Raw genomic sequence first — 26,283 nt, 5'->3', positions numbered from 1 at the left:
CCGTTCCGGACCCTTCGGGGAAAGGAAAGTGGTGGAGCCGACGAACCAGACTTGTAGTAGGTAAGCGATGGGGTGACGCAGGAAGGTAGTCCAGCCCGGGCGGTGGTTGTCCCGGGGTAAGGGTGTAGGCCGAGGGGTAGGCAAATCCGTCCCTCATATAAGGCTGAGACCTGATGCCGAGCCGATTGTGGTGAAGTGGATGATCCTATGCTGTCGAGAAAAGCCTCTAGCGAGTTTCATGGCGGCCCGTACCCTAAACCGACTCAGGTGGTCAGGTAGAGAATACCGAGGCGTTCGGGTGAACTATGGTTAAGGAACTCGGCAAAATGCCCCCGTAACTTCGGGAGAAGGGGGGCCATCACTGGTGATCGGACTTGCTCCGTGAGCTGGGGGTGGCCGCAGAGACCAGCGAGAAGCGACTGTTTACTAAAAACACAGGTCCGTGCGAAGCCGTAAGGCGATGTATACGGACTGACGCCTGCCCGGTGCTGGAACGTTAAGGGGACCGGTTAGTGACCTTTCGGGGTTGCGAAGCTGAGAACTTAAGCGCCAGTAAACGGCGGTGGTAACTATAACCATCCTAAGGTAGCGAAATTCCTTGTCGGGTAAGTTCCGACCTGCACGAATGGCGTAACGACTTCTCGACTGTCTCAACCATAGGCCCGGTGAAATTGCACTACGAGTAAAGATGCTCGTTTCGCGCAGCAGGACGGAAAGACCCCGGGACCTTTACTACAGTTTGATATTGGTGTTCGGTTCGGCTTGTGTAGGATAGGTGGGAGACTTTGAAGCAGCCACGCCAGTGGTTGTGGAGTCGCCGTTGAAATACCACTCTGGTCGTGCTGGATGTCTAACCTCGGTCCGTGATCCGGATCAGGGACAGTGTCTGATGGGTAGTTTAACTGGGGCGGTTGCCTCCCAAAGGGTAACGGAGGCGCCCAAAGGTTCCCTCAGCCTGGTTGGCAATCAGGTGTTGAGTGTAAGTGCACAAGGGAGCTTGACTGTGAGACCGACGGGTCGAGCAGGGACGAAAGTCGGGACTAGTGATCCGGCGGTGGCTTGTGGAAGCGCCGTCGCTCAACGGATAAAAGGTACCCCGGGGATAACAGGCTGATCTTCCCCAAGAGTCCATATCGACGGGATGGTTTGGCACCTCGATGTCGGCTCGTCGCATCCTGGGGCTGGAGTCGGTCCCAAGGGTTGGGCTGTTCGCCCATTAAAGCGGTACGCGAGCTGGGTTTAGAACGTCGTGAGACAGTTCGGTCCCTATCCGCTGTGCGCGTAGGAATATTGAGAAGGGCTGTCCCTAGTACGAGAGGACCGGGACGGACGAACCTCTGGTGTGCCAGTTGTCCTGCCAAGGGCATGGCTGGTTGGCTACGTTCGGGAGGGATAACCGCTGAAAGCATCTAAGCGGGAAGCCTGCTTCAAGATGAGTATTCCCACCTCCTTGAGAGGGTAAGGCTCCCAGTAGACGACTGGGTTGATAGGCCAGATGTGGAAGCCCGGTAACGGGTGAAGCTGACTGGTACTAATAGGCCGAGGGCTTGTCCTCAGTTGCTCGCGTCCACTGTGTTAGTTCTGAAATAACGAACAGCTGTGAAAACACCAGCGTTCTAAATTTCATAGTGTTTCGGTGGTCATAGCGTTAGGGAAACGCCCGGTTACATTCCGAACCCGGAAGCTAAGCCTTTCAGCGCCGATGGTACTGCAGGGGGGACCCTGTGGGAGAGTAGGACGCCGCCGAACTTTTATTGTGGGAAAGCCCCGCACCTTATGGTGCGGGGCTTTTCTGCGTTCAGGGCCCGGTGCTCGGAGCCGGAGAGCGCGCCGGGAAACGCAGGTGAGCCGGTGGTGGTACGTCGTTAGGATCCCGAGCATGAGCGATGACTATGTGATCAGGGCCGTACGGGGCGACGAGTGGGAAAAGGTCAAGGAACTGCGGTTGGTGGCGCTCCGGGATCCCGCTGCCGCCGTGGCCTTCCTGGAGACCGAGGAGAGTGCTCTCGCCCAGGGCGACGCGTACTGGCAGCAGCGTGCTGCCGGCGCTGCCGAGGGGCGGGGTGCCCGGCAGTTCATCGCCGAGGCCGCGGACGGGCGGTGGGTCGGGTCCGTGACCGTACTCATCGAGGCACAGGGCGGCTCCGACTACTTCGGTGAGCCCATCGAGCAGCAGCAGGGCCACGTGGTCGGGGTGTTCGTGCGGCCCGAGCAGCGGGGGAGCGGGCTCGTGGAGCGGCTCTTCGACGCCGGGCTCGAGTGGGCCTGGTCGCTGGAGGAGCCGGTCACCGAGCGGGTGCGGCTGTTCGTGCACGAGGACAACGCGCGGGCGGAGAGCTTCTACCGGCGGTACGGCTTCGAGCCGAGCGGTCTGCTGATACCGCTGGAGACGGGCGCCAAGGAGCGCGAGTACGTCTACGTGCGGCCGACCGCCTAGGGGAGGGTGGCCTCCGGCCAGCGGGAGCGGGCCTGTTCGCGGCTGCGGCACAGGGCGAGCAGGGGGAGCGTTCCCTCGGTCAGGAGTTCCGGGAGCTGGGGGATCGGGGCCACGGCGGCCACGTCGTCCAGCACCAGGGACAGTGGTGGGTCGAGCCGACCGTGGGATGACCGTGCGGCCATGCGGCGGCCGTGCTCGACCACGTGCGAGGCGAGTGCGGTGAGCAGGGGCATCGCACCCGGGTGGGTGCGGGGATCCTCCAGAGGTTCACCCACCAGATAGAGGGTGCCCCCTTCGGCGACGAACGATGCCAAGGTGAGGGCATCTGTTCGGTTCGGATTGCAGGCCTCGCGGATGTGGATCGAGGTCAGGCAGGACAGGGCACGGGCCGTCAGGTGCTGGGCGAGGTCACGGCGTTCGGGGTGGGCGGTGAGGGCGCTCTCCAGTTCGCCGGCCGCGCCGGGGGCGGCCCGGGGGTGGGTGCGCAGGATGCGGACCGGGTCCTGGGCGCTGTTGCCCTGGGCCCAGCGGTGGAGCAGTTTGAACGGGCGGTCTTCCAGGGCGGCGGCCTGGAGCCAGCTGCGCAGGAGGGTTTCCGCGGTGTCGGCCACGGCCGCGTCCATGCGGGCCTGGGGGCGTACGGGGGCCAGCAGGGCGATTGCGCGGGCGGCGGCGGTGTCGCGGTCGGCGCAGCCCTCGGCCGGGTTCCAGTGCATGCGGGCCGGGGTGTCGCACAGGTGGGAGGGGTCGTAGAGGAGGACCGGGCCGAGTTTGGCGCGGGCGTCCTTCGTTTCGGCCCAGAGGGTGGGGGAGGAGGTCATGACGAGTGCCGCCCCCTCGATCTCTCCGATGCGGTGGGCGGCCGTGCGGAAGCGGTCGTTCGGGCCGCCGTAGGTGAGGCCGTCCGTCGCCGTCCGGGCCTGTGGGAGGGTGGCGGCGGCTGTGGGCTGTGGGGCGTAGCCGAAGCCGTAGCGGTAGGCCTCGTCCGCCGGGGCGGTGGCGCCCGGGGCAGTCGCGCCCGGGGCGGTGGCGCCCGGCACGGTGGCCGCCGGCGCGGTGGCGGTTGGTGCGGGTGAGCCGGCGGGGGCGTTGCTCCCGGGCTTCCGCGTCTCGAACGCCGGCGGGGCCGGGTCCGCGGCTGGTTCGGTCTTCGTGAGGTGTCTGGCCAGGGCGCGGCGGGACTTGGTGCGGGCGATCACGCCGATGGCGAAGACGGTGAGTACGAACATCACCAGGAGCTGGCTGACGAACAGGCCCCAGAAGAGGCCCCAGCCCGACAGGGCCGCCGGGTCGGTGTCCGGCCAGGCGGCGGGGATGTCGTGCGGTTGCGCTATCAGGGCGCGGACGGCTCCCGGGGTCCGGGTGAAGGTGACGGTGTCGGGCCAGGTGCCGTTCGCGAGGAGGGCGGCGAGGCCGGTGGCCGACCAGACGAGGACGGCGAGGCCCAGGAGGAAGGCCAGGAGGCCGACCAGCAGGCCGTCCGGGATGCCGCCGCCGCGTGCGGGGGGCTCCGTACGTCTTGCCTCGTGCATGGTCAGGCCACCGTGGTCGCGGATCCGGGGCCGCCGCGGCGGCGTTCGATGGACAGGGCCCGTTCCTCCGCCTCCAGTTCGGCGGCGAGCATGTCGGCGGGGAGGCGGCTGGGGGTGGAGGACTCGGTCATGGCGCGGTCGGTGAAGACGAGGGGGCGTTCGGCTTCGGTGATCAGGTGTTTGACCACTTGGACGTTGCCGTTGACGTCCCAGACCGCGATGCCGGGGGTGAGGGTCGGGATGATTTCCACCGCCCAGCGGGGCAGGCCGAGGACGCGGCCCGTGGCCCGGGCCTCGTCCGCCTTCTGGGCGTAGATCGTTCTGGTCGAGGCCATCTTGAGGATGGCCGCGGCTTCGCGTGCGGCGGCGCCGTCGACGACGTCGGAGAGGTGGTGGACGACGGCGACGAAGGACAGGCCGAGGCGTCGGCCGAACTTCAGCAGGCGCTGGAACAGCTGGGCGACGAACGGGCTGTTGATGATGTGCCAGGCCTCCTCGACCAGGAAGATGCGCTTCTTCCGGTCGGGGCGGATCCAGGTGTGTTCCAGCCAGACGCCGACGATCGCCATGAGGATCGGCATCGCGATGGAGTTGCGGTCGATGTGGGAGAGGTCGAAGACGATGAGGGGTGCGTCGAGGTCGATGCCGACGGTGGTGGGGCCGTCGAACATGCCGCGCAGGTCGCCGTCGACGAGTCGGTCGATGACGAGCGCGACGTCGAGGCCCCAGGCCCGGACATCGTCTATGTCGACGTTCATGGCGAGGGCGGATTCGGCCTCGGGGTGTCGCAGTTGCTCGACGATGTCGGTGAGGACGGGCTGGCGGTCGCGGATGGTGTCGACGACGTAGGCGTGCGCGACCTTGAGGGCGAAGCCGGCGCGCTCGTCGAGGCCGTGGCCCATGGCCACCTCGATGATGGTCCGGAGCAGCGCGAGCTGTCCGGTCGCGGTGATGGCCGGGTCGAGGGGGTTGAGGCGGATCCCGTCGTCGTTGGCGGCGATGGGGTCCAGGCGGATGGGGGTTATCCCCAGCTGCTGGGCGATCAGGTTCCATTCGCCGACGCCGTCCTCGCCCTGGGCGTCGAGGACGACGACCTGGCGGTCCTTGAAGCGGAGCTGGCGCAGGACGTAGGTCTTTTCGAGGGCTGACTTTCCGTTTCCGGATTCGCCGAGGACCAGCCAGTGGGGGGCGGGGAGCTGCTGCCCGTACAGCTGGAAGGGGTCGTAGATGTAGCCCTTGCCGCTGTAGACCTCGCGGCCGATGATGACGCCGGAGTCGCCGAGCCCGGGGGCGGCGGTGGGCAGGTAGACGGCTTGCGCCTGCCCGGTGGAGGTGCGGACGGGCAGGCGCGTGGTTTCGACTTTGCCGAAGAGGAAGCTGGTGAAGGCGTCCGTCAGGGCGGACATGGGATCTCGCATGGGCGGCACTTCCCTCCAGCTAGCGTCGGATGCCGGTGGCGAACGGCAGGGTGTTGACGAAGGCGCGGTGGTGCTCGCGGTCGCACCATTCCAGCTTCAGGTAGGACTTTCCGGCGGAGGCGCGGATGGTCCGCTTGTCGCGGGCGAGGGCTTCGGGTGAACGCGAGGACACCGTGATGTACCCGACGAGGTTCACTCCCGCCGCACCGCTGGCGAGATCTTCACCTCTTTGGTCGAGCCGGCCGTGCGCGGCGATGTCGCGGGGGTCGACGGTCCGGTTCATCTTGGCGGCGCGGGAGGCGTCGGCCTCGTCGTTGGTCTTCTCGGTGAGCATGCGCTCGATGGCGACCTCGGTGGGCTCCAGGTCCATGGTGACGGCGACCGTGCGGATCACGTCGGGGGTGTGGACGAGCAGCGGGGCGAGGAAGTTGACGCCGACGGGCGTCATGGGCCACTCCTTGACCCAGGCGGTGGCGTGGCACCAGGGGGCGCGGGTGGAGGATTCGCGGGTCTTGGCCTGGAGGAAGGTGGGCTCCACGGCGTCGAGCTCGGCGGGCCAGGCGTTGCGCTTGGTCATGGCCTGGATGTGGTCGATGGGGTGGTCCGGGTCGTACATGGAGTGCACGAGGGAGGAGAGGCGGCCCTGGCCGAGGGGCTGGCGGACGCGGATGTCGGCCTCGGCGAGGCGGGCGCAGATGTCGGTGAGCTCGCGGGCCATGACGATGGCGAGGCCGGCGTCGCGGTCGAGCTTGCGGCCCTTGTGGGGGGTGCCGGCGCGGGCGATGGCGTTGGCCTCGGCGGCGAGTTCGCGCGTGTAGTGCATGCAGGCGACGAGGTATGCGCGGTGCTGCTCGGAGGAGGTGGACACCATCGACTGGAGCTGGTCGTAGGAGTCGCGGAGCCAGCCGGGGGCCTGGGTGTCGCCGCGCTGGGCCACGTCCTTGGCGTGCGCGTCGGGGTCGGCGGGCAGGGTGCGGGCGAGCATCTGGAGGCGGGTGACGAAGCCGTCGCCGTTGGCCACGTGCTTGAGGAGGGTGCCGAAGCGGTCGACGAGGGCTTCCTGGTCCTCGCTGTCGCGCAGGCCGACGCCGGGGCCCTCGATCTCGATGGCGGCGGTGACGGTGCGGCGGTCGGCGTGCAGGAGGACGGCGATCTCGTCGGGGCCGAAGGGGGCGGCGAGCCAGTTGATGCGGCCGATGCCGGGGGGCGGGCCGACTTCGACCTCGCGGCCGTCGGAGCCGCGGATGCCGGCTTCCATGGCGCCGGAGCGGTACGTCGTGCCGCGGCGCAGGGTCCGCTTGTAGCTGCGGCTGATCTCGAACCAGCGGTAGAAGGTGCGGCCCTTGTACGGGACGTAGACGGCGGCGAGCGCGATCATGGGGAACCCGGCGAGGCTGACGATGCGCAGGGTGAGGTCGGGGACGAGCAGTCCGCTCATCATGCCGAAGAACGCCCCGGCGATGATCAGGGCGATCTCGCCGGTCTCGCGGTTCTTGCCGACGATCGCGTTCGGCCGGGCGCGGCCGATGAGATACGTGCGGCGGGGCGCGACCGGGTGCAGCTGGTGGGACTGGGTCGTCAACGCCCGTCACCTCCTGTGTTCCTCGTGCTCGAGCTCGTGCGGGGCGGGGGTGCGGCGGAGGGGACAGATCCGCCGCCGGCTCCGCCGCCGGAGGCGGGTCGGCTGCTGTGGGCGGCGACGCCTCCGGAGATGGGGTTGGCGGGGCGGGGCGCGTGGTTGCCGCTGCCGCCGTCGCCGCGGTGGGCGCCGCGGCTGCTGTGGGTCTTGATGCCCTGCGAGACGAGGGAGGCCGGGGAGCTGATGACGGCGGCTGCCTGGGCGCCGTCGGTGGCCTTGCTGCGGTTGGAGCGGGCGGAGGCGATCTCGTCGCCGAAGCCGGGGACGAAGCGGTAGATCATCGCGGAGGCGAAGATCGCCAGGAGGATGATGGCGAGGCCGGTGACGACGGCGGAGAAGGCGTTGGGGCCCTTTTCGCCGGTCAGGGCGCCGGCGAGGCCGAGGACGATGACGATGACCGGCTTCACGAGGATGACGGCGATCATGATGCCGGCCCAGCGGCGGACGTGGCCCCAGAGGTTGCGGTCGACGAGCCCGGAGTAGACGACGACGCCGAGGAGGGCGCCGACGTAGAGGAGGGCGGCCCGGATGAACAGCTCGAGGTAGAGCACGCCGGCGGCGAGGACGGTGACGAGCGCGACGACGATCAGCATGATCGGGCCGCCGCCGATGTCGTCGCCCTTCTTGAGGGCTTCGGAGAAGGAACCGAAGAAGACGTCGGTCTGGCCGCCGGTGGCGGAGGCGATGACGGCGGTGACGCCGTCGGTGGCGGAGACGACGGTGTAGAGGATGAGGGGGGTGAAGGCGGAGGCGAGGACGGTGAGCCAGAGGAAGCCGATGGCTTCGGACATGGCGGTGGTGAGGGGGACGCCGCGGACGGCTCGTTTGGCGACGGCGAAGAGCCAGAGGACGAGGGTGAGGATGGTGGAGGCGGCGAAGACGACGGAGTACTGCTTGAGGAAGGCGGGGTTGGTGAAGTCGACCTCGGCCGAGCCCGTGACGGCTTCGCTGAGCTTGGTGACGATCCAGGAGGCGGCGTCGGCGCAGCCGCGGGCGAGGGAGGCGAGGGGGTTGAGGGCGTCTCCGCCGTCGCTGGGTGCCAGTCCTGTCCCGGGGTTGCCACCGGATGTGCCCGTTCCGCTCTGGCAGTACTGCTTGGAGGGGCCGTCGAGCAGGGCGCAGGGGTCAGCGGTCGTGGAGGGTGTGGCGGTCGGCGTCGGCGTCGGCGTCGGAGTGGGAGCGGCGTGTGCGGTGGGCGCCAGGGCTACGACGGCGAGGTGGGCGGAGGCGAGCAGGCCCCCCAGCCGGGCGGGGAGCCGGAGGCTAGCGGGCATAGGTGAATCCCCCGAATTCCTTGATGGCCTTGCTCATGTCGTCCGACGTCGAGACGGGGACATCGCCGGGAACCGGGGCGGGCCCGTCCTGTTGGGTGTCGTCGAGGACTCTCCAGCCCTCACCGGTCCAGCTCAGCTCGAAGGTCCAGGTCTTCCAGAGCGTCCGCACCGGGTCGGTGGACTTGGGGCCGGACATGCCGATCAGGCCGCTGTACCAGACGGCGATCTTGGCCGTGGTCGGCGTGTAGCTCTCCACACGGGTGCCGATCGGAACGGTGCGGGTGACGAAGGTGCTGCCCTGCGGGGCGTTGCCGTTGGCGTCGAGCCCCAGCTTCGCGAGGAAGTCGGCCGAGTAGGCCTCGTCCTGCGGGCCCTTCAGCCGGGCTGCCACGTCGGGGGCGTAGATTCCGTCGACCAGGGCGTGGCGGGTGTTCTTCTTGAACATGCCGTCAGAGCCGAGCGCCACCGCGAAGTTGGCGGCCGCCGACTGGGCTCCCTGTTCGTCGTGGGCGAAGCCCTTGGGGATGCCTGCAGATTTGTCCGTCACCGGGTTCGTGCCGGTGGCGGCCGTGGAGGAGTCCGTCGGGGGTTTGTCCGAGGCGCGGTCCGAGGGGGTGTCGGGGGCCGAGTTGGCGAAGGCGATCGCGGCGATCAGGAGGACCACCACGCCGACGACGGTGATCAGGCTGCGGGAGGCGCGGGGGGTGCGGCGGGTGGGGCCGTAGGGGTCGGCCGGGGGGTCCGGGAGGCGGGTGCGGGTCTGGCCGGTGCCGCCGACCTCGCCGTAGCCGCCGGCGCCGCCGTACTGGTCGTCGTCGTTGCTCATTGCCTGTCCGCCCCCTCCGCGTCGTACGACGGTAGCGCTGGTTCCCGCGTGGATGTGGTGTGGTGATGCGTCATCGGCTACGGGGTCCGGCGCGCGGCCCGGCTAGACGGCCATCCCGTAGACGATCGTGAACAGCGTTCCGAGGGAGCCGATGATGAAGACTCCGGTCAGCCCGGCCACGATCAGGCCCTTGCCCTGTTCCGCGCTGAACGTGTCGCGCAGGGCGGTCGCTCCGATGCGCTGTTTGGCCGCCCCCCAGATGGCGATGCCCAGGCAGAGCAGGATCGCGACGGCCATGACCACCTCGATCATGACCTTCGCTTCGTTGCCGAGACTGCCGAAAGGCCCCCAGTTCGGGGCGATTCCGCCGATGATGGTGGTGATGTCGCCCTTTTCGGCTGCCAGGATCATGTAACTCACCGCCCCTGTATGGGTAGTTCCGGAAGGCCCTTGCCCGACGGCAGGGGTTACGCACTATCTTCGCTGATGAAACCGCCGCCGTCGTCGACTTGACGGCTCTCTTTACCCGATCTCGCGGCCCGGGCTCCGCTTCCGTGCCCTGACCTGGGCAGGGGCGGTGTGTACGCGCGAGAACGTGCGGTCACTCTGTGTATCACGGGGGGTGACGCCGGGCAATGATTGTCGTCTCGACGTACGGGGGGTGGGGTGAGGGGCCGCCGTTCGGAGCAGTGGCGTGGGGTGTCGTTGGGCCGGCCCGCCGACATGCGTCCGATCCTCTTCCAGTCGTCTCATCGGTGCGCGAGCGTGTGGCGGTGGGGTTGTCAGTGGGGTGCGGCAGGCTGGGGAGCATGACGACTCCATGGACTCTCGCGGACCTCGAGGCGGCCGTCCGGGCGGGATGGTCGGCCGAGACCTGTGAGCCCTCCGGCATCACGGGGATCCCCTGGACTCCGGAGAATCCGGCCTGGGGGCACTGTGACATCACGGCCCTCGTGGTGCAGGACCTCGTGGGTGGGGACCTGATGCTGGGCGAGGTGTTCCACGGCGGGCGGCAGGAGGGTTACCACTGGTGGAACCTGCTGCCCGGGGGGATCAGGATCGATCTGACGCGGGAGCAGTTCCGGCGGGGGGAGACGGTCACGCCGGGCCGGATCGTGAAGCGGCCGGGCGGGCGGCTGCGCAGGCGGTGGGAGGAGTACCAGCTGCTGCGGCTGCGGGTCATCGACAAGCTGGGGCCGTTGCCGGGGGCGATGGTGACGCAGGACGGGCGGCGGCTCGCCTATACGGACTTCGGGGGGCCGGGGGCGCCGCTGCTGGCGTTGCACGGGCACTTCGGGGAGGGGGCGGGGGCCTTCGAGCGCCTGGCCCGGGAGCTGGGTCCGGCGTGGCGGGTGATCGCCCCGGACCAGCGGGGGCACGGGCGGTCCGACCGGGCGGCGCAGTACACGCGGGACGGGTACGTGGGGGACGCGGCCGCGCTGCTGGAGCAGCTGGGGCTGGGTCCGGCGGTGGTGCTGGGGCATTCGCTGGGCGGGGTCAACGCGTACCAGCTCGCGGCGCGGCGCCCGGACCTGGTGCGGGCGGTGGTGGTCGAGGACATCGGGGCGGTGGTCGACGGCGACCTGTCGTTCGCGCGGGGGTGGCCGAGACGGGCCGCGACCCGGGCCGGGTTCCTGGCGGGGGTGGGGAGTGCGGCGCCGCATCTGGAGGGGTCACTGCGGGAGTATCCGGACGGGTGGGGGACCGCGTTCGAGGTGGAGGACATGGTGGAGTCCCAGCGGGGGCTGAACGGGGACCACTGGGGGGACTGGCTGGGGGTGCGGAAGCCGACGCTGCTGGTGCGGGGGGACCGGAGCGGGGTGCTGTCGGCGGAGCACGCGCGGGAGATGACGGTGCGGAGGGCGGGGGTGCGGTTGGTCGAGCTGCCGGCGGGTCATGCGGTGCGGGTCGGGGACCCGGAGGGGTATTTCGCTGCCGTGCGGGGGTTTTTGGCGCGGGTGTGAGGGGTCCTGCCGGGGGTTGGGCGGCTGGGCGGGCCGGTTGGGCGGGCGGGTGCGGCGCCGTTGCGGGGGCGCTGCCCCCGGACCCCCGCGCCTCAAACGCCGGCGGGGCTGAAGACCGCCTCAAACGCCGGCGGGGCTGAAGGCGGGCCTCGTACTCCCGCGGCTGCCGCCGGGAGGTGCCCCCTGGCGGAGCCGGGAGAGCGGCGGGGTCAGGTCCAGTGGGTGGGGCGGGTGAGGGTGGTGGGGATGCGGGTGGTGGGGTCGCCCTGGGCCGCGTTCAGCTGGGGCTGGGTGAGGAAGATGGTGTCGCGGAGGTCCGCGCCGCGGAGGTTGGTGTCGCGGAGGTCGGCGCCGATCAGGTCCGCGGTGCGCAGGTCGGCGCGGGAGAGGTCGGCGGCGATCAGGTAGGCGCCGCGGAGGTTCGCGCCGCGGAGGTCGGCTCCCGCCAGGCGGGCGCCCATCAGGTCGGCGCCGCGGTGGTTCTTCTTGCGGCCCGGCGTCTTCGCCCGTACGAGTTCGCTGGTCTTCAGGAGCAGGGTGTTGATCTGCTGGCGGAGGGGGCCCACGTCCAGGTCGGCCAGGGCCTGCGCGTCGGCGCGGGTCCATTCCTGGGTCTGCGCCAGGGCCCGGCGCAGCTCCGCGTGGACCGGGGCGGCGGCCGGGAGGGTCAGGGCCTCGCTGACGTAGAAGAGCAGCTCGTGCAGCTGCCGCAGGACCGGGAAGACTTCGAACATCTGGCGGGCCGTGCCGGGGTGGGTGCGCCAGTCGCGGCCGCCGAAGGTGACCTGGGAGGTCTGCTGGCCGGCGCCGAAGCAGTCGAAGACCGTGCAGCCCTGGAACCCCTTGTCGCGCAGCCGGGTGTGGATGCCGCAGCGGAAGTCCTGCTGGAGGTTCTTGCAGGGGGTCCCGGCGGGCTTGTTCACGGCGAAGTCGTTGGACTTGGCGAAGGGCAGTGCCACGCAGCACAGCGCGAAGCAGTTCGCGCAGTCGGCCTGCAGGACGGGCAGGGGGGCGGGGGGCTCGGCGGGGAGGTCGGCGGCAGGGTGGTTCGGCACGCTGCCCATTGTCCCTCGTCGTGCCCGGTGCTCGAGGTCTTGATCCACGGGGCGGCGGCGGTGAGCATCCCCGTATGACAGAAGTGATCGCAGTCGCCGCTATTACTCTCCTCGCCGTGATCAGTCCCGGTGCCGACTTCGCCATGGTGGTCCGCAACAGCTATCTGTACGGGCGTCCCACCGGGCTGTTCGCCGCTGCCGGGGTCGCGGCGGGCGTGCTGGTCCACGTCTCGTACACGATGCTCGGGGTCGGTCTGCTGATCGCCTCCTCCACCGCGCTGTTCACCGCGATCAAGCTGGCGGGTGCGGCCTATCTGGTGTGGATCGGGATACGCACCTTCCGGGCGCGGGCCGAGGTGACCGTCGACCTGGAGTCGAAGCCGCAGCTGACCCGGCTGGGGGCGATGCGGTCGGGGTTCTTGACCAATGTGCTCAATCCGAAGACGACGCTGTTCGTGGTGTCGACCTTCACGCAGGTGGTGAACCCGCAGACGCCCGTGTGGCAGCAGGTGGGCTATGGGCTGTTCATGTCGGCGGCGCATCTGGGCTGGTTCGGGGCGGTGGCGCTGTTCTTCTCCGTCTCGCGGCTGCGCGACCGGATGCTGAAGGCGCAGAAGGCGCTGAACCGGGCCATCGGGTCGGTGCTGGTGGGGCTGGGGGTGGGGCTGGGGTTCGCCCGCTGAGCGGATCGACGGGTCTGGTGCGCCGAGTTACCTGTCGGTAGCGTGGCTGGTATGGGTGCTGCCGAGGGTTTCTTCGAGAGGGTCGACGCCGGGCGGTTCCTGGCCACCGAGTACACGCGGGGGCCGTGGGACCCGGGCTCGCAGCACGCCGGGCCGCCGGCCGCGCTGCTCGGGCGGGCCGTCGAGGAGCGGCCGGGCGCGCGGACGGACATGCGGATCGCCCGGATCACGTACGAGATCCTGCGCCCGGTGCCGATCGGCGAGCTGGAGATCACCACCAGTGTGCTGCGGGCCGGGCGCGGGACCGAGGTCGTCGAGGCGGCCCTGGCGCCGGCGGGTGGTGCGCCCGTGATGCTGGCGCGGGCCCTGCGGATCCGTCTCGCGCAGGAGGCCGTGCCGGCCGTGGTCCTGGGGCCGCAGCTGCCGCCGCCCGGGGAGGTGGAGGTGACGCCGTTCTTCCCGGTGCCGTGGGAGACGGGCTACCACTCGGCCATGGAGACCCGGTTCACGGAGGGCGCGTTCGTCGAGCTGGGTCCCGGGACCTGCTGGATGCGGATGAAGGTGCCGCTGGTCGCCGGGGAGGAGACCAGGCCGCTGGACCGGGTGCTGATCGCCGCCGATTCGGGGAACGGGATCAGCTCGGTGATGGACTTCGGGCGGTACGTCTTCATCAACGGTGACCTGACCGTCCATCTGCACCGGCATCCGGTGGGCGAGTGGGCGTGCGTGGAGGCGCGTACGAGTGTGGACGCGGCCGGGATCGGGCTCGCGGACGCGCTGCTGCACGACGAGAAGGGGCCCATCGGGCGGAGCGCGCAGAGTCTGTTCGTGGCGCCGCGTTCCTAGGGCGTGCCGTGTCGGGCTTCGCGTCAACCCGGCGCGGTGGCGCGGGAGTCGGTGTGGCAGGCTCGTGCCGGTGGATGCCCTGAGAGACGTCGACCCCGCGCAGATCGGGGCGCATGCGCTGTTGGCCCGGCTGGGTGCCGGGGGGATGGGGCAGGTGTACCTCGGGCGGTCGCCCGGTGGGCGCCTGGTCGCGGTGAAGGTGATCCGGGACGAGATCACCGGGCATCCGGAGGCGCTGGCCCGGTTCCGGCGCGAGGCCGAGACCGTGCGTGCGGTGCGGTCGGCGTACACGGCGAACCTGATCGATGCCTCGCTGGCGGCGGCGCCGTACTGGCTGGCGACCGAGTACGTGGCGGGTCCGACGCTCGGTCATGCCGTGGCGGAGCGCGGCGGGTTGCCCGCGGACACCTGCCGGCGGCTGTTCGCGGCCCTCGCGGAGGGGCTGGCGAGCGTGCACGCGTACGGGGTGACGCACCGGGACCTCAAGCCGCAGAACGTCATCCTGGGCGCGCAGGGGCCGCAGCTCATCGACTTCGGCATCGCGCGGGGTGTGGGCGAGACGGCTCTGACGCAGGACGGGCAGGCTCCGGGGACGCCGGGGTACACGGCGCCCGAGGTGCTGCTGGGTGCGGAGGCCGGGGCCGCGGCGGACGTCTTCGCGCTCGGGGCGACCCTCGCGTACGCGGCGACGGGGCGGCCGCCGTTCGGTACGGGCGTGGCGACGACGGTGAGCTACCGGGCGGTGCACGAGCCGGTCGACGTGGCCGGGGTGGAGCCGGTTCTGGCGGGGCTGATCGAGGCGTGCGTGGCGAAGGATCCGGCGGTGCGGCCGGGGCTGCGCGAGGTCATCGCGCGGTGCGGGGTCCGGGACGCGCTGGTCGACGACCCGGTGTACCTGGGGCTCGGGACGCTGGGCGAGGCCGTGCCGGTGCACGAGATGCGGACGCAGGGGCCGGGTCACCCGTACGTCCCGACGGTGGCCGAGCAGCCGCCGCGGGCCGCGCGGGCCGTGCGCGGGCGGACGGGGGTCTGGGTGGCCGTGGGGGTCGCGCTGGCCGTGGTGGGAGCCGTGGCGGTGTGGAAGCTGCCGCTGGGGGGTCAGGGCGGCCAGGGCGGCGTGGACGACCGGGCCGAGGGACGCACGCCCGCCGGGCAGAGTCCCGGCGGCCCCGCGGCGCAGTCTCCGGCCGGCCCGCCCACGTACATCAGGCAGACCGAGCCCAATCTGGACGACTACAACCCCATCCACGGCGGCTGCACCCGGGGTGCGGAGGAGACCGGCATCCTGGACATGCAGACCGCGCTGCCCAGGACCATCGACGACCCCGGCCTGAAGTCGGGCAAGGTCCAGATCGGGTACCGGGTCAAGGACGCGCTCCCCGACGCGCTGCCCTACTACGTGGCCGTCGTCGTGAAGCCGCAGCACGAGGTCGACCAGAACGGCCGGTCCACCGAGGTGACCGACAACCGCCAGCTCGGTTTCGTTGCCAAGGCCCGGGACCTGTACGAAGGTGACGAGGTGCAGTGGAAGTTGCTCACGTACCCGGACGACTTCTCCATGCAGCTGAACGGCAAGACCGTCAAGGCACCTCCGCTCTCGCAGGATCCCGGTGGCTGGACGGTGGTGTTCCGGCATGCCGTCTCGGATACGGAACACAAGAGCATCGTGTGCGAGGGCTTCGACAGTGGCCCACAAAAGGGATAAATCCGACACGTAACGGCGAATCCCGGTGAAAGAACGGTCGATGGGGGAGGGTTGACGGGTGCGCAGATTCTGGGTGATCGGCGGGATCAGCTTCGGAGCGTGTCTGTGCTTCGTCGCCCTCCTCGTGGTCGGCACGTACTCCGCCGCTGCGGGCATCGCGACCGCCGGCGGGCGTCCCGTCGGCCTCGCCAAGGGTGCGGTGCCCGGGAAGTACCAGGCCCTGGTGCAGAAATGGGGCGTTCTCTGTCCGACCCTGAGCCCGGCCGTCCTCGCCGCCCAGCTCTACTCCGAGAGCGGCTGGGACCCGCACGTCGTCAGCCCTGCCGACGCACGGGGCATCGCCCAGTTCATCCCCGGTACCTGGGCCACGCACGGGATCGACGGGGACGGGGACGGTGACCGTGACATCTGGGACCCGAACGACGCCATTCCCTCTGCCGCTTCGTACGACTGCGATCTCGCCCGCTACGTGAGCAAGGTTCCCGGGGACCCCGTCTCGAACATGCTGGCCGCCTACAACGCGGGGCCCGGTGCGGTGATGCAGCACCGGGGGGTGCCTCCGTTCCGCGAGACCCAGGGGTACGTGAAGGCCATCACCACCCTGGCCAAGAGTTTCGAGCGGCCCGTCGGGCGGGTGGCGCCCTCGCAACAGGCCGCCGGGGCCATCTACTTCGCGCAGAAGCAGCTCGGGACGCCGTATCTGTGGGGTGGCAACGGGACGCCCGATCAGGGCGGGCGGTTCGACTGTTCCGGGTTGACCAAGGCCGCGTACGAGACCGTGGGGATCGAGTTGCCGCGGGTGGCGAACGATCAGTACAACGCCGGGTCGCACCCTTCGCGCGATCAACTCCTGCCCGGTGACCTCGTCTTCTTCTCCGATGATCTGACGAACTCTCGGGAGATCCGGCACGTCGGGCTCTACGTGGGCGGCGGATACATGATCAACGCCCCTTATACCGGCGCCGTGATCCGGTTCGACAAGATCGACACCCCTGACTACTTCGGTGCGACGCGCGTGACCAAGGACGGCGCGGAGGCGCTTCCGACGCGCCCCGCAGCGACCCCGGCGACGTAGTAACTCTCCGTCATGCAAAGGCCCTGAGCTGCGACGATGGGTCACTCTTCGATAACGTTGGAGTGATCATTGCGTGGAGAATGGAACGTAGGAGCCAGAACGGGCGTTCCATGGGCGCGGGGGTTGATCAAGTGGGGGGCGGAGGGGCGCACACAGGGGTGCGTCCCGCAGGGGAACCACGGCAAGGGCAAGGGGCCGCATCACCATGGCTGGACTCACAACAGGTGGGCCGAACGTGGATGTCAGCCTGCTGTACCGGATCAACGGAGCCTCCCGGCACGCTCCGGAGTGGCTGGACCGGATCGTGAGCCTGGCCGGGGAGTACGGGATCCTGCTCGCCCTGGTCCTCCTGGTCCTGTGGTGCTGGCGCGGCGCCCGCCGACAGGACGAGGCCGCCGCCGTCGAGACCTTCGCCGCGCTCGTCTGGGCCCCGCTGGCCGCCGCACTGGCGCTGCTCGTGAACGTACCGCTGCGTGAATTCGTCGGGCGGCCGCGGCCGTTCCGCCAGCACGAGGGCCTGCAAGTGCTCGATCCCGCCTTCGGCTGGGGGCTCGGGCGCACCGAGTTCTCCTTCGTCAGCGGCCACACCACCCTCGCGATGGCCCTGGGCGTGGGCCTGTTCGTGGCGAACCGGAAGTTCGGCCTCCTGGGGATCGGGCTGGCCTTCGCCGAAGGCCTGTGCCGGGTCTACATGGGCATCCACTATCCGACCGACGTCATCGGCGGCCTCGCCCTCGGCACCGCCGTGGCGCTCGTGTTCGCGCCGCTCGCCATGGCGGCGCTGACCCCGGTGGTGCGGGCGGTGGCCCATTCCCGGCGCGGGGGCTGGCTCGTACGGGCCAAGAACCCCGCACTGCCCCGGCCGGTCGGCCTCCCGCAGGCGCCGACCCCGCCCGCGGGGCAGCGCCCGCACGAGAGCGATCTCGCCGCCTGACACCCGCGGCGGCGCGGCCGGGCATCAGCTCTGCGCGTACGCGTTCCATACGGCGAGCAGGGCGGCCGCCAGCAGGCACAGCAGCGCCGCCCCGAAGAACACCCGCACCGCCTTCGGCCGGGACCGGGGCATCAGGGATCACCGCCGTCGGCGTCGCGGCGGTACCGGGAGCGCGGCCACCGGCCGGTCCCCGCGGCCTCGGCCGCGGCCGAGGTGGGGCCGACGGCCGGCGCCGCGTCGGCCGGGCCGTCCGAGGAGCCCACGGGGCCGGACGAGCCCACGGGACCGGCCCGCCCCGCAGGTCCCGCCCAGGCCGCGGCGGCCGGGGCGGACACGACGGGCAGGGCCCGGAGGAGGGGCGCGAGGCGGGCTGCGGAACCTGGCATGGGTCAAGGGCATCCGGTGCGGCGCGCCCCGGCCAGCCGGGCGGTCCGAACGGCTGAGGCCGTCTCTTCCGGATCCTGCCGGGCCCGCGGCGGCGGGACGCTCCCCGGCTACGGCTCCGTGTGGCGGCTCGCGTCCCTGCGGGCCAGGTCGCGGGAGCGGCGGGCGGGACCCCTCCAGCCGCACGTGCAGACGGCCAGACAGAACGATCCTCTGTCGGCGGTGGATGTGGTGTGGCCGGCCGGCGGCTCCGGCTGCGCGTGCGGCCGCGGGAGCGGCAGGGAGTCAAGCGGAGGGGCCAGTCTCGCTTCGGTGTGCGGTTCCACGGGTCCACGGTACCGGGGCGGGCGGCGCGCGGGGAGGGTGCGCCCCCGTGACGGGAAACCCCTGACTTCGTTAAGCGGAGCGGGTGGGGGCCTCGGGCAAGCAGCGGTCATGCGTTGGGGGTTGGCAGGCGATGGTGGATCACCAGCACAGGCGGCCGCGCGGACGTGCGGGGGAGGCGGTGCTCGCGGCCGGCGTCACCCTGGCGGTCACGACGATGACCGGGTGCACGGGCGGCGACGCGGGCGACGGCCGGCCTCCCGCGGACGCGGCGGCGGTGGTCCGCGGGGCCGCCGACGCACTGGCGCGGACCGGCAGCGCCCGGGCCCGTACGGCCATGGAGATGGCCACGGGCGGCACCCGGGTCACGATCCGCGGCGAGGGCGGGGTCGACTTCAAGAAGCGGATGGGCCAGCTCCTGGTGATGCTCCCGGCCGATGTGAAGGGCAAGGCCGAGCACCGGCCCATCACGGAGCTCCTCGTGCCGGGGGCCCTCTACATGAAGAACCGCGGCGCGGGCGTCCCGGACGACAAGTGGGTCAGGGTCGACACGACGACCCTGAACGACGGGAACCTGGTCACGGGCGGGGCCACCGACCCGCTGATCGCGGCCGAGCTGCTGAAGGGCGTGCAGGAGGTGACGTACGTGGGGGAGACCGAGGTGGCGGGCACCAAGGTGCGGCACTACCGGGGGACCACCGACATCGGGCGGGCCGCGGGAAGCGCGTCGCCGGAGGTGAGGGGGGCACTGCAGGCAGCGGCGAAAGGGTTCAGCACGCACGCGGTGCCGTTCGACGCCTACCTGGACGAGGAGGGGCGCCTGCGGAAGGTCAGGCACCGCTTCACGTACGTCAACAATGGCGTGATCGATGTGTCCTCGACCACGCTGCTGTACGGGTTCGGGACGCCGGTGACCGTCGTATTGCCCGCAAGCGGGGACATTTACGCCGGGAAGATCGCCGACCAGTGAGGCGGACGGGGGGCGGGCGGTGCGATCGGGCCACGGACCGGTATCCGGAAATGGTCCATCCGTGTCATGCGGGGGACGGCAGGGCCTCCCTACGCTGAGAAGCCGGGCGCCGGCGCGTGGTGCGGTGCGGTATGACCGATGACGGCCGGTGGCCGGTGGCAGATTGAGGTGACACGCGTGACTCCCGCAGGCGGTACGACGGTGCAGGACCACGTTGCTCTCGCCGAGATCGAGCTGTGCGGTGAGCTGATCATCGCCGCCTCGGCGGCCGCGGAGGAGCGGCTCAGCCTGGACCGGATCGACGAGGTCCTGCTCGGGCAGTAGCCGGCCCTTCGCCTCCCGGCGGGGGTGTGGGCGTTCCGCGCTGTGTGCCGGCTGCTGCGCCGCTGCGGGGGCTCCGCCCCAGACCCCGCGCCTCGAACGCCGGCGGGGCTGGGTTTGCGGGGTGCCGGTCAGGTGCGCAGGAGGCGGGCGATGGCCTTGGTGGCCTCCTCGACCTTTGCGTCGATCTCCGTGCCGCCCTTGACGGCGGCGTCGGCGACGCAGTGCCGCAGGTGTTCCTCGAGCAGCTGGAGCGCGAAGGACTGCAGTGCCTTCGTGCTCGCCGAGACCTGGGTGAGTATGTCGATGCAGTAGACGTCCTCGTCGACGAGCCGCTGGAGGCCGCGGATCTGGCCCTCGATCCGGCGCAGCCGCTTGAGGTGCTCGTCCTTCTGGTGGTGATAGCCGTGGACGGCTCCGGAGCCCTCCGCCTCGATGGTCGTCATAGGTCCTCCCGTGGTCCGGAACGAGGGGCGCATGCCGAATGGATACCCCTCATGGGTATAGGATACTGGGCCGCGCCGTGCGGGGCAGGGGGCCGTGGTCCTCACTCTGCCCGATGGAGGACACTGGGGAACGGCCGGTTAGCCGTGGCCGGGGGATGCGCCTAGCATCAGCCTGACCGAATCCGATGCACCCCGAGGACCTCACGTGCGATTTCGTCTGACCCCCAGGGAGACGAGCTTCTACGACATGTTCGCCGCATCCGCGGACAACATCGTCACGGGCTCCAAGCTCCTGATGGAACTGCTCGGAGCGGACGCCTCCGCCCGGGCCGAGATCGCGGAACGGATGCGGGCAGCGGAACACGCGGGGGACGACGCGACTCACGCGATCTTCCACCAGCTGAATTCCTCCTTCATCACGCCGTTCGACCGCGAGGACATCTACTCCCTGGCGTCGTCGCTCGACGACATCATGGACTTCATGGAGGAGGCCGTCGACCTCGTCGTCCTCTACAACGTGGAGGAGCTGCCCAAGGGCGTCGAGCAGCAGATCGAGGTGCTGGCGCGCGCGGCCGAGCTGACCGCCGAGGCCATGCCGCACCTGCGGACGATGGACAACCTCACCGAGTACTGGATCGAGGTCAACCGCCTCGAGAACCAGGCCGACCAGATCCACCGCAAGCTGCTCGCCCACCTCTTCAACGGCAAGTACGACGCCATCGAGGTGCTGAAGCTCAAGCAGATCGTCGACGTGCTCGAAGAGGCGGCCGACGCGTTCGAGCACGTCGCGAACACGGTGGAGACCATCGCGGTCAAGGAGTCCTGAACCTCGTGGACACCTTTGCTCTGGTCGTGACCATCGGTGTCGCGCTCGGCTTTACCTATACGAACGGTTTCCACGACTCCGCGAACGCGATCGCGACGTCGGTCTCCACGCGGGCGCTGACCCCGCGCGCGGCGCTGGCGATGGCGGCCGTGATGAACCTCGCCGGAGCCTTCCTCGGCAGCGGCGTCGCCAAGACGGTCAGCCAGGGCCTGATCGAGACGCCCACCGGCTCGACGGGCATGTGGATCCTCTTCGCGGCGCTGGTCGGTGCGATCGTCTGGAACCTGATCACCTGGTACTTCGGCCTGCCCTCGTCCTCCTCGCACGCGCTGTTCGGCGGCATGGTGGGCGCGGCGCTGGCGGGCGGTACCGAGGTGATCTGGTCGGGGGTCCTCGACAAGGTCGTCATCCCGATGTTCGTGTCGCCGGTCGTCGGCCTGGTCGTCGGTTACCTGGTGATGGTGGCCATCCTGTGGATGTTCCGCCGGTCCAACCCGCACAAGGCGAAGCACGGTTTCCGCATCGCGCAGACGGTGTCGGCGGCGGCCATGGCGCTCGGCCACGGTCTCCAGGACGCGCAGAAGACGATGGGCATCGTCGTGATGGCCCTGGTCATCGCCGATGTGCAGAGCGCCGACGCCCCGATCCCGGTCTGGGTCAAGGTCGTGTGTGCCGTGATGCTGTCGCTGGGTACGTACGCGGGCGGCTGGCGCATCATGCGCACGCTCGGCCGCAAGATCATCGAGCTGGACCCGCCGCAGGGCTTCGCGGCCGAGACCACGGGTGCCTCGATCATGTTCGGCTCGGCGTACCTCTTCCACGCGCCGATCTCCACCACCCACGTGATCACCTCGGCGATCATGGGTGTGGGCGCGACCAAGCGCGTGAACGCGGTCCGCTGGGGCGTCGCCAAGAACATCATCCTGGGCTGGTTCATCACGATGCCGGCCGCGGCCGTGGTCGCGGCGCTGTGCTTCTGGGTCGTGAACCTGGCGTTCGCGTAGCGGGAACCACCCCCCTGCTGGGGGTCCGGGGGTCGTCCCCCGGGGGATGCAGTATCACGATGCCGGCCGCGGCCGTGGTCGCGGCGCTGTGCTTCTGGGTCGTGAACCTGGCGTTCGCGTAGTCCCCGGACAGTCCCGGACGAAAGCGGGCCGGCTCCCCCCACCCAGGGGGAGCCGGCCCTCTTTCTTTCTTTCGCCTTGCGGTGGCACCGCCATGCAGCACCGCAGGACGCCTGGTCCCGGGTTCAGCCGAAGCGGCCCGAGATGTAGTCCTCGGTCGCCTGGACGGACGGGTTGGAGAAGATCCGGTCCGTGTCGTCGAGCTCGATGAGCTTGCCGGGCTGGCCGACGGCCGAGAGGTTGAAGAAGGCGGTGCGGTCCGAGACGCGGGCCGCCTGCTGCATGTTGTGCGTCACGATGACGATCGTGAAGCGCTCCTTGAGCTCGCCGATCAGGTCCTCGATCGCCAGGGTGGAGATCGGGTCGAGGGCGGAGCAGGGCTCGTCCATCAGCAGGACCTGGGGCTCGACCGCGATGGCGCGGGCGATGCACAGACGCTGCTGCTGGCCGCCGGAGAGGCCGGAGCCGGGCTTGTTCAGGCGGTCCTTGACCTCGTTCCAGAGGTTGGCGCCCTGGAGCGACTTCTCGACGATGTCCGTGAGCTCGGACTTCTTGAAGTTGCCGTTCAGCCGCAGGCCCGCCGCCACGTTGTCGAAGATCGACATGGTGGGGAAGGGGTTCGGGCGCTGGAAGACCATGCCGACCGTGCGGCGGACCGCGACCGGGTCGACGCCGGAGCCGTACAGGTTCTCGTCGTCCAGCAGGACCTTGCCCTCGACGCGGCCGCCGGGGGTGACCTCGTGCATGCGGTTGAGGGTGCGCAGGAAGGTGGACTTGCCGCAGCCGGAGGGGCCGATGAAGGCCGTCACGGAGCGGGGCTCCACGGTCATCGAGATGTCGTCGATGGCCTTGTGGTTTCCGTAGAAGGCGGACAGTCCGGAGACGTCGATTCGCTTCGCCATGGGGGTCACTTCGCTTTCATGAGTCGCGTCAGCGACCGGTCTTCGGGGCCTTCCAGCGGGCGATGCCGCGGGCCACCAGGTTGAGGATCATGACGAAGGCGATCAGGACGAGCGCTCCGGCCCATGCCCGGTCGTAGGAGGCTTCACTGCCGACCTTGTACTGCTCCCAAATGTAGAGCGGGAGCGAGGACTGGGCGCCTTCGAAGGGGTTGCCGTTGATGAGCTGGGAGCCGAAGACCAGCAGCATGATCGGCGCGGTCTCGCCGGCGATGCGGGCGACGGCCAGCATCAGGCCGGTGGAGATGCCGCCGATGGCGGTGGGGAGCACGACCTTGAGGATCACGCGCCACTTCGGCACACCGAGGGCGAGGGCGGCCTCGCGCAGCTCGTTCGGGACGAGCTTGAGCATCTCCTCGGTGGAGCGGACCACGACCGGCATCATCAGGATCGACAGGGCCATGGCGCCGGCGAAGCCGGACGGGCCGAAGCCGAGCATCAGGTTCCAGGTCGTCAGGATGAACAGGCCCGCGACGATGGAGGGGATGCCGGTCATGACGTCGACGAAGAAGGTGACGGACCTGGCGAGGCGGCCCTTGCCGTACTCGACCAGGTAGACGGCGGTCAGCAGGCCGATGGGGGCCGCGATCAGCGTGGCGAGGGCGACCTGCTCGATGGTGCCGAGGAGGGCGTGGTAGACGCCGCCGCCCTCGTCGAAGCTGGTCACGCCGTTCATCGAGTGGCTGAGGAAGTTGCCGCTCAGGAGCTTCAGGCCGCGGCTGACCGTGGTCCACATCAGCGAGAGCAGCGGGATGACGGCGAGCACGAAGCAGACCCACACGAGGGAGGTCGCGACGCGGTCCTTGGCCTGGCGGCGGTTCTCGATCACCGCGCTGGCGGCGTACGTGATGGCGATGAAGAGCAGCGCCGCGAGCAGACCCCACTGGATCTTGCTCTGGAGGCCGAAGGCGAGGCCGATGCCGCAGCCGAGGGCGAGCGCGAGGGCCGCGATGGCCGCCGGGGCCCAGCGGGGCAGGCCGCCGCGGGTGAGGCCGGCGGGGGCGGCGGACTTGCCGGCCCGGGTGGGCCGCTGGTCCTGGATTGCGTGGCTCATCAGGCGTTCGCCCCCGAGAAGTCCTTGCGGCGAGCGATGATCAGGCGAGCTGCACCGTTGACGAGCAGGGTGAGCAGGAAGAGGACGAGGCCGGAGGCGATCAGCGCGTCGCGGCCGAATTCGTTGGCCTCGTCGAACTTCGCGGCGATGTTCTGTGCGAACGTGCCGCCGCCCGGGTTCAGGATGTGGCCGGAGATCAGGAAGCTCGGGGAGAGGACGGTCGCGACGGCCATGGTCTCGCCGAGCGCGCGGCCGAGGCCGAGCATCGAGGCGGAGATGACGCCGGAGCGGCCGAAGGGCAGCACCGACATGCGGATGACCTCCCAGCGGGTCGCGCCGAGGGCCAGGGCGGCCTCCTCGTTCATGCGCGGGACCTGGAGGAAGACCTCGCGGCTGACGCTGGTCACGATCGGCAGGATCATGATCGCGAGCAGGATGCCGACGGTGAAGAGCGAGCGGGCGACGCCGACCTGGGTCTTCTCGAACACGTACGTCCAGCCGAGGTACTCGTCCAGCCAGAGGTTCAGGCCGCCCAGCTGCGGGACGAGGAAGAGGGCGCCCCAGATGCCGTAGATGATCGACGGCACGGCGGCCAGCAGGTCGACCACGTAGGCGAGGGGCGCGGCCAGCTTGCGCGGCGCGTAGTGCGAGATGAACAGGGCGATGCCGACGGCGATCGGGACCGCGATGGCCATCGCGACGATCGAGCTGACGACGGTGCCGAAGAGCAGGACGGCGATGCCGAAGACGGGCGGGTTGGCCGACGCGTTCCAGTCGAAGGTGGTGAGGAAGTTCCCCTCGTTCTTCGACAGGGCGATCGAGGCGCGGTAGGTGAGGAAGGCGGCGATCGACGCCATGATCACCAGGAGCAGGATGCCGGAGCCCTTGGAGAGCCCGGCGAAGATCTTGTCACCGGCACGGCCGGTGGATCCTCCGCTACGGGTGACAGGCGGAGCCGTGTCTATCTGGGTGGGTGTGGTGGAAGCCATGGTCTTTCCGGTCTGTGTGGGGGGCAGGCCCCCTGGCGGCGGTGCACCGGATTCCCCCGGGTGAAGGGGAAGGGTCCCGGTCCGGTCCGCTCCCGGACGGGGGAGCGGACCGGACCCGGGGTCAGGATTAGCCGAGGCCGTTGATGGCTTCGCGGACCTTGGTGTTGATCTCGGCCGGGATCGGGGCGTAGCCGTTCTCGAGGAGGACCTTCTGGCCGGCGTCCGAGGCGGCGTAGTTCAGGAAGGACTTCACGGTCGGGAGCGTCTCCGGCTTGTTGCCCTTGTCGCAGACGACCTCGTAGGTGACCAGGACGAGCGGGTAGGCGCCCTCGGCCTTGGTGGTGTAGTCGAGCTTGAGGGCCAGGTCGGAGCCGGTGCCGGCGATCTTGGCGGCGGCGATGGCCTTGGAGGCGTTCTCACCGCTGGCCTTGACCGGGGCGGAGGCGCCCGTGTTCAGGTCGACGGTCTTGATGTTCTGCGAGCTGGCGAAGGAGAGCTCGAAGTAGCCGATCGCACCGTCGACCTGCTTGACCTGGGCGGCGACGCTGGAGGAGCCGGAGGCCGACTGACCGCCCGGGGCGGCCCACTTCTTCGCGGCCTCGTACGGCCAGGCGTCGCCGGCGGTGGCCTTGAGGTACTTGGTGAGGTTCTCGGTGGTGCCCGAGTCGTCGGAGCGGTGGAAGGCCTGGATGGCGGTGGAGGGAAGCGTGACGCCGGGGTTCAGCTTCTTGATCGCCTCGTCGTCCCACTTCTTGATCTTGTCGTTGAAGATGTTGGCGACCGTGGCGGCGTCGAGGTTCAGCTTGTCCACGCCGGCGACGTTGAAGCCGAGGGCGATGGGACCGCCGACCATCGGGAGGTCGATGCCCTGGCCACCGGTGCAGATCTTCTTCGACTCCTCGACCTGCTCCGGCTTCAGCGCCGAGTCGGAGCCGGCGAAACCGACCGTGCCCTGGTTGAAGGCGACGATGCCCTCACCGGAGGAGGAGGACTTGTAGTTCACCTCGACGCCGGAGCAGGCGGCCATGTAGTTCTTGATCCACAGCTCGATCGCGTTCTTCTGCGCGGAGGAGCCGGAGGCCAGGAGCTTGCCCTTGGCGTCGTCGCACTTGATGTCGCCCGCGGCGGCCGCGGAGGGCTTCGCCGAGCCGTCGGCGGTCTTGGTGTTGTCGTCCGAGCCGCACGCCGTGAGGACCAGGGCGCCGGACACGACAAGCGCCCCGAGGGCGGAGGCACGAAGCATGTTCTTGCGCTGAAGCTTCACTTTTCGGGTGTTCCTTCCAGAAGCCGCCGGCCGCTTTCTGTATCGGGGCGGCGTGCGAAGAGGACTACGTCGGTGGTGCGCGGCTGAGCTGCTCGACGTCCGGGCGACTCGCTCCGTGCATCACCGAAATTAGGCAGAACAGGTGAAGCAGCCGACCGGGCCAAGTGAACGGATGGTGAACCGTGGCGGACGACCCGGTGCGTCCCGAGCTGGTCGCATACAGGCGTCATCATC

At 69.8% G+C, this 26,283-nt stretch carries 24 protein-coding genes and 2 rRNA genes (1 of these 26 running past the window's edge); 13 read left to right on the top strand and 13 right to left on the bottom strand.

Going from position 1 to position 26,283, the window contains the following annotated elements:
* From ACXNSR_RS18140 to ACXNSR_RS18130, 3 genes are all read left to right on the top strand, one after another.
* A 23S ribosomal RNA gene (locus ACXNSR_RS18140) occupies positions 1–1,555 on the top strand; it begins 1,569 nt to the left of the window's first position.
* 77 nt (positions 1,556–1,632) lie between these two features.
* A 5S ribosomal RNA gene (gene rrf, locus ACXNSR_RS18135) occupies positions 1,633–1,749 on the top strand.
* 130 nt (positions 1,750–1,879) lie between these two features.
* Positions 1,880–2,437: a GNAT family N-acetyltransferase gene (locus ACXNSR_RS18130; RefSeq protein ID WP_458643028.1), complete on the top strand. Its 558-nt coding sequence runs from the start codon at positions 1,880–1,882 to the stop codon at positions 2,435–2,437.
* Here ACXNSR_RS18130 and ACXNSR_RS18125 read toward each other — a convergent pair.
* The 6 genes from ACXNSR_RS18125 to ACXNSR_RS18100 all read right to left on the bottom strand — a co-directional run bounded on the left by ACXNSR_RS18125 (position 2,434) and on the right by ACXNSR_RS18100 (position 9,537).
* Positions 2,434–3,969, bottom strand: coding sequence for a P-loop NTPase family protein (locus ACXNSR_RS18125; protein ID WP_458643027.1), 1,536 nt, complete (start codon positions 3,967–3,969; stop codon positions 2,434–2,436). The genes ACXNSR_RS18130 and ACXNSR_RS18125 overlap by 4 nt on opposite strands.
* 2 nt (positions 3,970–3,971) lie before the next feature.
* A complete protein-coding gene (locus tag ACXNSR_RS18120; protein WP_327736159.1) occupies positions 3,972–5,387 on the bottom strand; it encodes an ATP-binding protein in 1,416 nt (471 codons plus the stop codon).
* Between the two features lie 19 nt (positions 5,388–5,406).
* Positions 5,407–6,969, bottom strand: coding sequence for an SCO6880 family protein (locus ACXNSR_RS18115; protein WP_150258076.1), 1,563 nt, complete (start codon positions 6,967–6,969; stop codon positions 5,407–5,409).
* The gene (locus ACXNSR_RS18110) at positions 6,966–8,300 is read right to left on the bottom strand and encodes a hypothetical protein (RefSeq protein WP_458643026.1); all 1,335 of its coding nucleotides are present in this window, start codon (positions 8,298–8,300) and stop codon (positions 6,966–6,968) included. Before ACXNSR_RS18110 ends, ACXNSR_RS18115 begins: the two co-directional genes overlap by 4 nt.
* Positions 8,290–9,126, bottom strand: coding sequence for a hypothetical protein (locus tag ACXNSR_RS18105; protein WP_458643025.1), 837 nt, complete (start codon positions 9,124–9,126; stop codon positions 8,290–8,292). The genes ACXNSR_RS18110 and ACXNSR_RS18105 overlap by 11 nt, the downstream gene beginning before the upstream one ends.
* 102 nt (positions 9,127–9,228) lie before the next feature.
* Positions 9,229–9,537, bottom strand: coding sequence for a hypothetical protein (locus ACXNSR_RS18100; RefSeq protein WP_008742356.1), 309 nt, complete (start codon positions 9,535–9,537; stop codon positions 9,229–9,231).
* A 398-nt stretch (positions 9,538–9,935) separates the two neighbouring features.
* On the opposite strand from ACXNSR_RS18100, the gene ACXNSR_RS18095 reads away from it, so the two are divergent.
* Positions 9,936–11,090, top strand: coding sequence for an alpha/beta fold hydrolase (locus ACXNSR_RS18095; protein WP_458643024.1), 1,155 nt, complete (start codon positions 9,936–9,938; stop codon positions 11,088–11,090).
* 209 nt (positions 11,091–11,299) lie between these two features.
* Here ACXNSR_RS18095 and ACXNSR_RS18090 read toward each other — a convergent pair whose 3' ends face one another.
* Positions 11,300–12,154, bottom strand: a complete 855-nt coding sequence (locus ACXNSR_RS18090) for a pentapeptide repeat-containing protein (protein ID WP_458643023.1) — start codon at positions 12,152–12,154, stop codon at positions 11,300–11,302.
* A 65-nt stretch (positions 12,155–12,219) separates the two neighbouring features.
* On the opposite strand from ACXNSR_RS18090, the gene ACXNSR_RS18085 reads away from it, so the two are divergent.
* The 5 genes from ACXNSR_RS18085 (at position 12,220) to ACXNSR_RS18065 (ending at position 17,388) form a co-directional block, all read left to right on the top strand.
* Complete coding sequence (locus ACXNSR_RS18085; RefSeq protein ID WP_458643022.1) at positions 12,220–12,828, top strand: LysE family translocator; 609 nt, start codon at positions 12,220–12,222, stop codon at positions 12,826–12,828.
* 51 nt (positions 12,829–12,879) lie between these two features.
* Positions 12,880–13,674 carry a thioesterase family protein gene (locus ACXNSR_RS18080; protein ID WP_458643021.1) on the top strand — a complete coding sequence of 265 codons (795 nt, stop codon included), beginning with the start codon at positions 12,880–12,882 and terminating at the stop codon, positions 13,672–13,674.
* A gap of 70 nt (positions 13,675–13,744) precedes the next feature.
* Positions 13,745–15,379, top strand: a complete 1,635-nt coding sequence (locus ACXNSR_RS18075) for a serine/threonine-protein kinase (RefSeq protein ID WP_458643020.1) — start codon at positions 13,745–13,747, stop codon at positions 15,377–15,379.
* A 73-nt stretch (positions 15,380–15,452) separates the two neighbouring features.
* Positions 15,453–16,454, top strand: a complete 1,002-nt coding sequence (locus tag ACXNSR_RS18070; RefSeq protein ID WP_458643335.1) for a C40 family peptidase — start codon at positions 15,453–15,455, stop codon at positions 16,452–16,454.
* A gap of 205 nt (positions 16,455–16,659) precedes the next feature.
* Entirely contained in the window at positions 16,660–17,388 is a 729-nt protein-coding gene (locus ACXNSR_RS18065) for a phosphatase PAP2 family protein (protein ID WP_458643019.1), read from the top strand.
* 131 nt (positions 17,389–17,519) lie between these two features.
* Here the strand turns inward: ACXNSR_RS18065 and ACXNSR_RS18060 are convergent, their stop codons facing one another.
* Positions 17,520–17,774, bottom strand: a complete 255-nt coding sequence (locus tag ACXNSR_RS18060; RefSeq protein WP_458643018.1) for a hypothetical protein — start codon at positions 17,772–17,774, stop codon at positions 17,520–17,522.
* 455 nt (positions 17,775–18,229) lie between these two features.
* Here ACXNSR_RS18060 and ACXNSR_RS18055 point away from each other — a divergent pair, with 455 nt between their 5' ends.
* Positions 18,230–19,066, top strand: a complete 837-nt coding sequence (locus tag ACXNSR_RS18055) for a hypothetical protein (RefSeq protein ID WP_458643017.1) — start codon at positions 18,230–18,232, stop codon at positions 19,064–19,066.
* A gap of 138 nt (positions 19,067–19,204) precedes the next feature.
* The gene (locus tag ACXNSR_RS18050) at positions 19,205–19,390 is read left to right on the top strand and encodes a hypothetical protein (protein ID WP_373045639.1); all 186 of its coding nucleotides are present in this window, start codon (positions 19,205–19,207) and stop codon (positions 19,388–19,390) included.
* A 128-nt stretch (positions 19,391–19,518) separates the two neighbouring features.
* Here the strand turns inward: ACXNSR_RS18050 and ACXNSR_RS18045 are convergent, their stop codons facing one another.
* Positions 19,519–19,833 (bottom strand): metal-sensitive transcriptional regulator, encoded by a 315-nt coding sequence (locus ACXNSR_RS18045; protein ID WP_030009310.1) that lies wholly within the window; start codon positions 19,831–19,833, stop codon positions 19,519–19,521.
* 205 nt (positions 19,834–20,038) lie between these two features.
* Between ACXNSR_RS18045 and ACXNSR_RS18040 the strand changes: the two genes are divergently transcribed.
* Both ACXNSR_RS18040 and ACXNSR_RS18035 read left to right on the top strand, forming a co-directional pair.
* Complete coding sequence (locus ACXNSR_RS18040) at positions 20,039–20,659, top strand: DUF47 domain-containing protein (RefSeq protein ID WP_026252685.1); 621 nt, start codon at positions 20,039–20,041, stop codon at positions 20,657–20,659.
* A gap of 5 nt (positions 20,660–20,664) precedes the next feature.
* A complete protein-coding gene (locus ACXNSR_RS18035; protein WP_458643016.1) occupies positions 20,665–21,663 on the top strand; it encodes an inorganic phosphate transporter in 999 nt (332 codons plus the stop codon).
* A 245-nt stretch (positions 21,664–21,908) separates the two neighbouring features.
* Here the strand turns inward: ACXNSR_RS18035 and pstB are convergent, their stop codons facing one another.
* The 4 genes from pstB to pstS all read right to left on the bottom strand — a co-directional run bounded on the left by pstB (position 21,909) and on the right by pstS (position 26,049).
* A complete protein-coding gene (pstB, locus tag ACXNSR_RS18030) occupies positions 21,909–22,685 on the bottom strand; it encodes a phosphate ABC transporter ATP-binding protein PstB (RefSeq protein ID WP_458643015.1) in 777 nt (258 codons plus the stop codon).
* A 28-nt stretch (positions 22,686–22,713) separates the two neighbouring features.
* Positions 22,714–23,796: a phosphate ABC transporter permease PstA gene (gene pstA / locus ACXNSR_RS18025; RefSeq protein ID WP_458643014.1), complete on the bottom strand. Its 1,083-nt coding sequence runs from the start codon at positions 23,794–23,796 to the stop codon at positions 22,714–22,716.
* Positions 23,796–24,785, bottom strand: coding sequence for a phosphate ABC transporter permease subunit PstC (pstC, locus tag ACXNSR_RS18020; RefSeq protein ID WP_458643013.1), 990 nt, complete (start codon positions 24,783–24,785; stop codon positions 23,796–23,798). Before pstC ends, pstA begins: the two co-directional genes overlap by 1 nt.
* Before the next feature lie 127 nt (positions 24,786–24,912).
* A complete protein-coding gene (pstS, locus tag ACXNSR_RS18015) occupies positions 24,913–26,049 on the bottom strand; it encodes a phosphate ABC transporter substrate-binding protein PstS (protein ID WP_458643012.1) in 1,137 nt (378 codons plus the stop codon).
* Between the last annotated feature and the right edge of the window lie 234 nt (positions 26,050–26,283).

It is taken from the genome of Streptomyces sp. NC-S4 (genome assembly GCF_054353315.1).
This window is presented reverse-complemented; position numbering and strand designations above follow the sequence as displayed.

Bases quoted from the DNA above. Each gene is read 5' to 3' on its own strand.
- ACXNSR_RS18110 (WP_458643026.1), bottom strand. From the start codon at position 8,300: ATGCCCGCTAGCCTCCGGCTCCCCGCCCGGCTGGGGGGCCTGCTCGCC.
- ACXNSR_RS18130 (WP_458643028.1), top strand. From the start codon at position 1,880: ATGAGCGATGACTATGTGATCAGGGCCGTACGGGGCGACGAGTGGGAA.
- ACXNSR_RS18090 (WP_458643023.1), bottom strand. From the start codon at position 12,154: ATGGGCAGCGTGCCGAACCACCCTGCCGCCGACCTCCCCGCCGAGCCC.
- ACXNSR_RS18080 (WP_458643021.1), top strand. From the start codon at position 12,880: ATGGGTGCTGCCGAGGGTTTCTTCGAGAGGGTCGACGCCGGGCGGTTC.
- ACXNSR_RS18100 (WP_008742356.1), bottom strand. From the start codon at position 9,537: ATGATCCTGGCAGCCGAAAAGGGCGACATCACCACCATCATCGGCGGA.
- ACXNSR_RS18055 (WP_458643017.1), top strand. From the start codon at position 18,230: ATGGTGGATCACCAGCACAGGCGGCCGCGCGGACGTGCGGGGGAGGCG.
- ACXNSR_RS18095 (WP_458643024.1), top strand. From the start codon at position 9,936: ATGACGACTCCATGGACTCTCGCGGACCTCGAGGCGGCCGTCCGGGCG.
- ACXNSR_RS18050 (WP_373045639.1), top strand. From the start codon at position 19,205: ATGACGGCCGGTGGCCGGTGGCAGATTGAGGTGACACGCGTGACTCCC.
- pstC (WP_458643013.1), bottom strand. From the start codon at position 24,785: ATGGCTTCCACCACACCCACCCAGATAGACACGGCTCCGCCTGTCACC.
- ACXNSR_RS18065 (WP_458643019.1), top strand. From the start codon at position 16,660: ATGGCTGGACTCACAACAGGTGGGCCGAACGTGGATGTCAGCCTGCTG.
- ACXNSR_RS18105 (WP_458643025.1), bottom strand. From the start codon at position 9,126: ATGAGCAACGACGACGACCAGTACGGCGGCGCCGGCGGCTACGGCGAG.
- ACXNSR_RS18060 (WP_458643018.1), bottom strand. From the start codon at position 17,774: ATGCCAGGTTCCGCAGCCCGCCTCGCGCCCCTCCTCCGGGCCCTGCCC.
- pstB (WP_458643015.1), bottom strand. From the start codon at position 22,685: ATGGCGAAGCGAATCGACGTCTCCGGACTGTCCGCCTTCTACGGAAAC.
- ACXNSR_RS18085 (WP_458643022.1), top strand. From the start codon at position 12,220: ATGACAGAAGTGATCGCAGTCGCCGCTATTACTCTCCTCGCCGTGATC.
- ACXNSR_RS18045 (WP_030009310.1), bottom strand. From the start codon at position 19,833: ATGACGACCATCGAGGCGGAGGGCTCCGGAGCCGTCCACGGCTATCAC.
- ACXNSR_RS18125 (WP_458643027.1), bottom strand. From the start codon at position 3,969: ATGCACGAGGCAAGACGTACGGAGCCCCCCGCACGCGGCGGCGGCATC.
- pstA (WP_458643014.1), bottom strand. From the start codon at position 23,796: ATGAGCCACGCAATCCAGGACCAGCGGCCCACCCGGGCCGGCAAGTCC.
- ACXNSR_RS18120 (WP_327736159.1), bottom strand. From the start codon at position 5,387: ATGCGAGATCCCATGTCCGCCCTGACGGACGCCTTCACCAGCTTCCTC.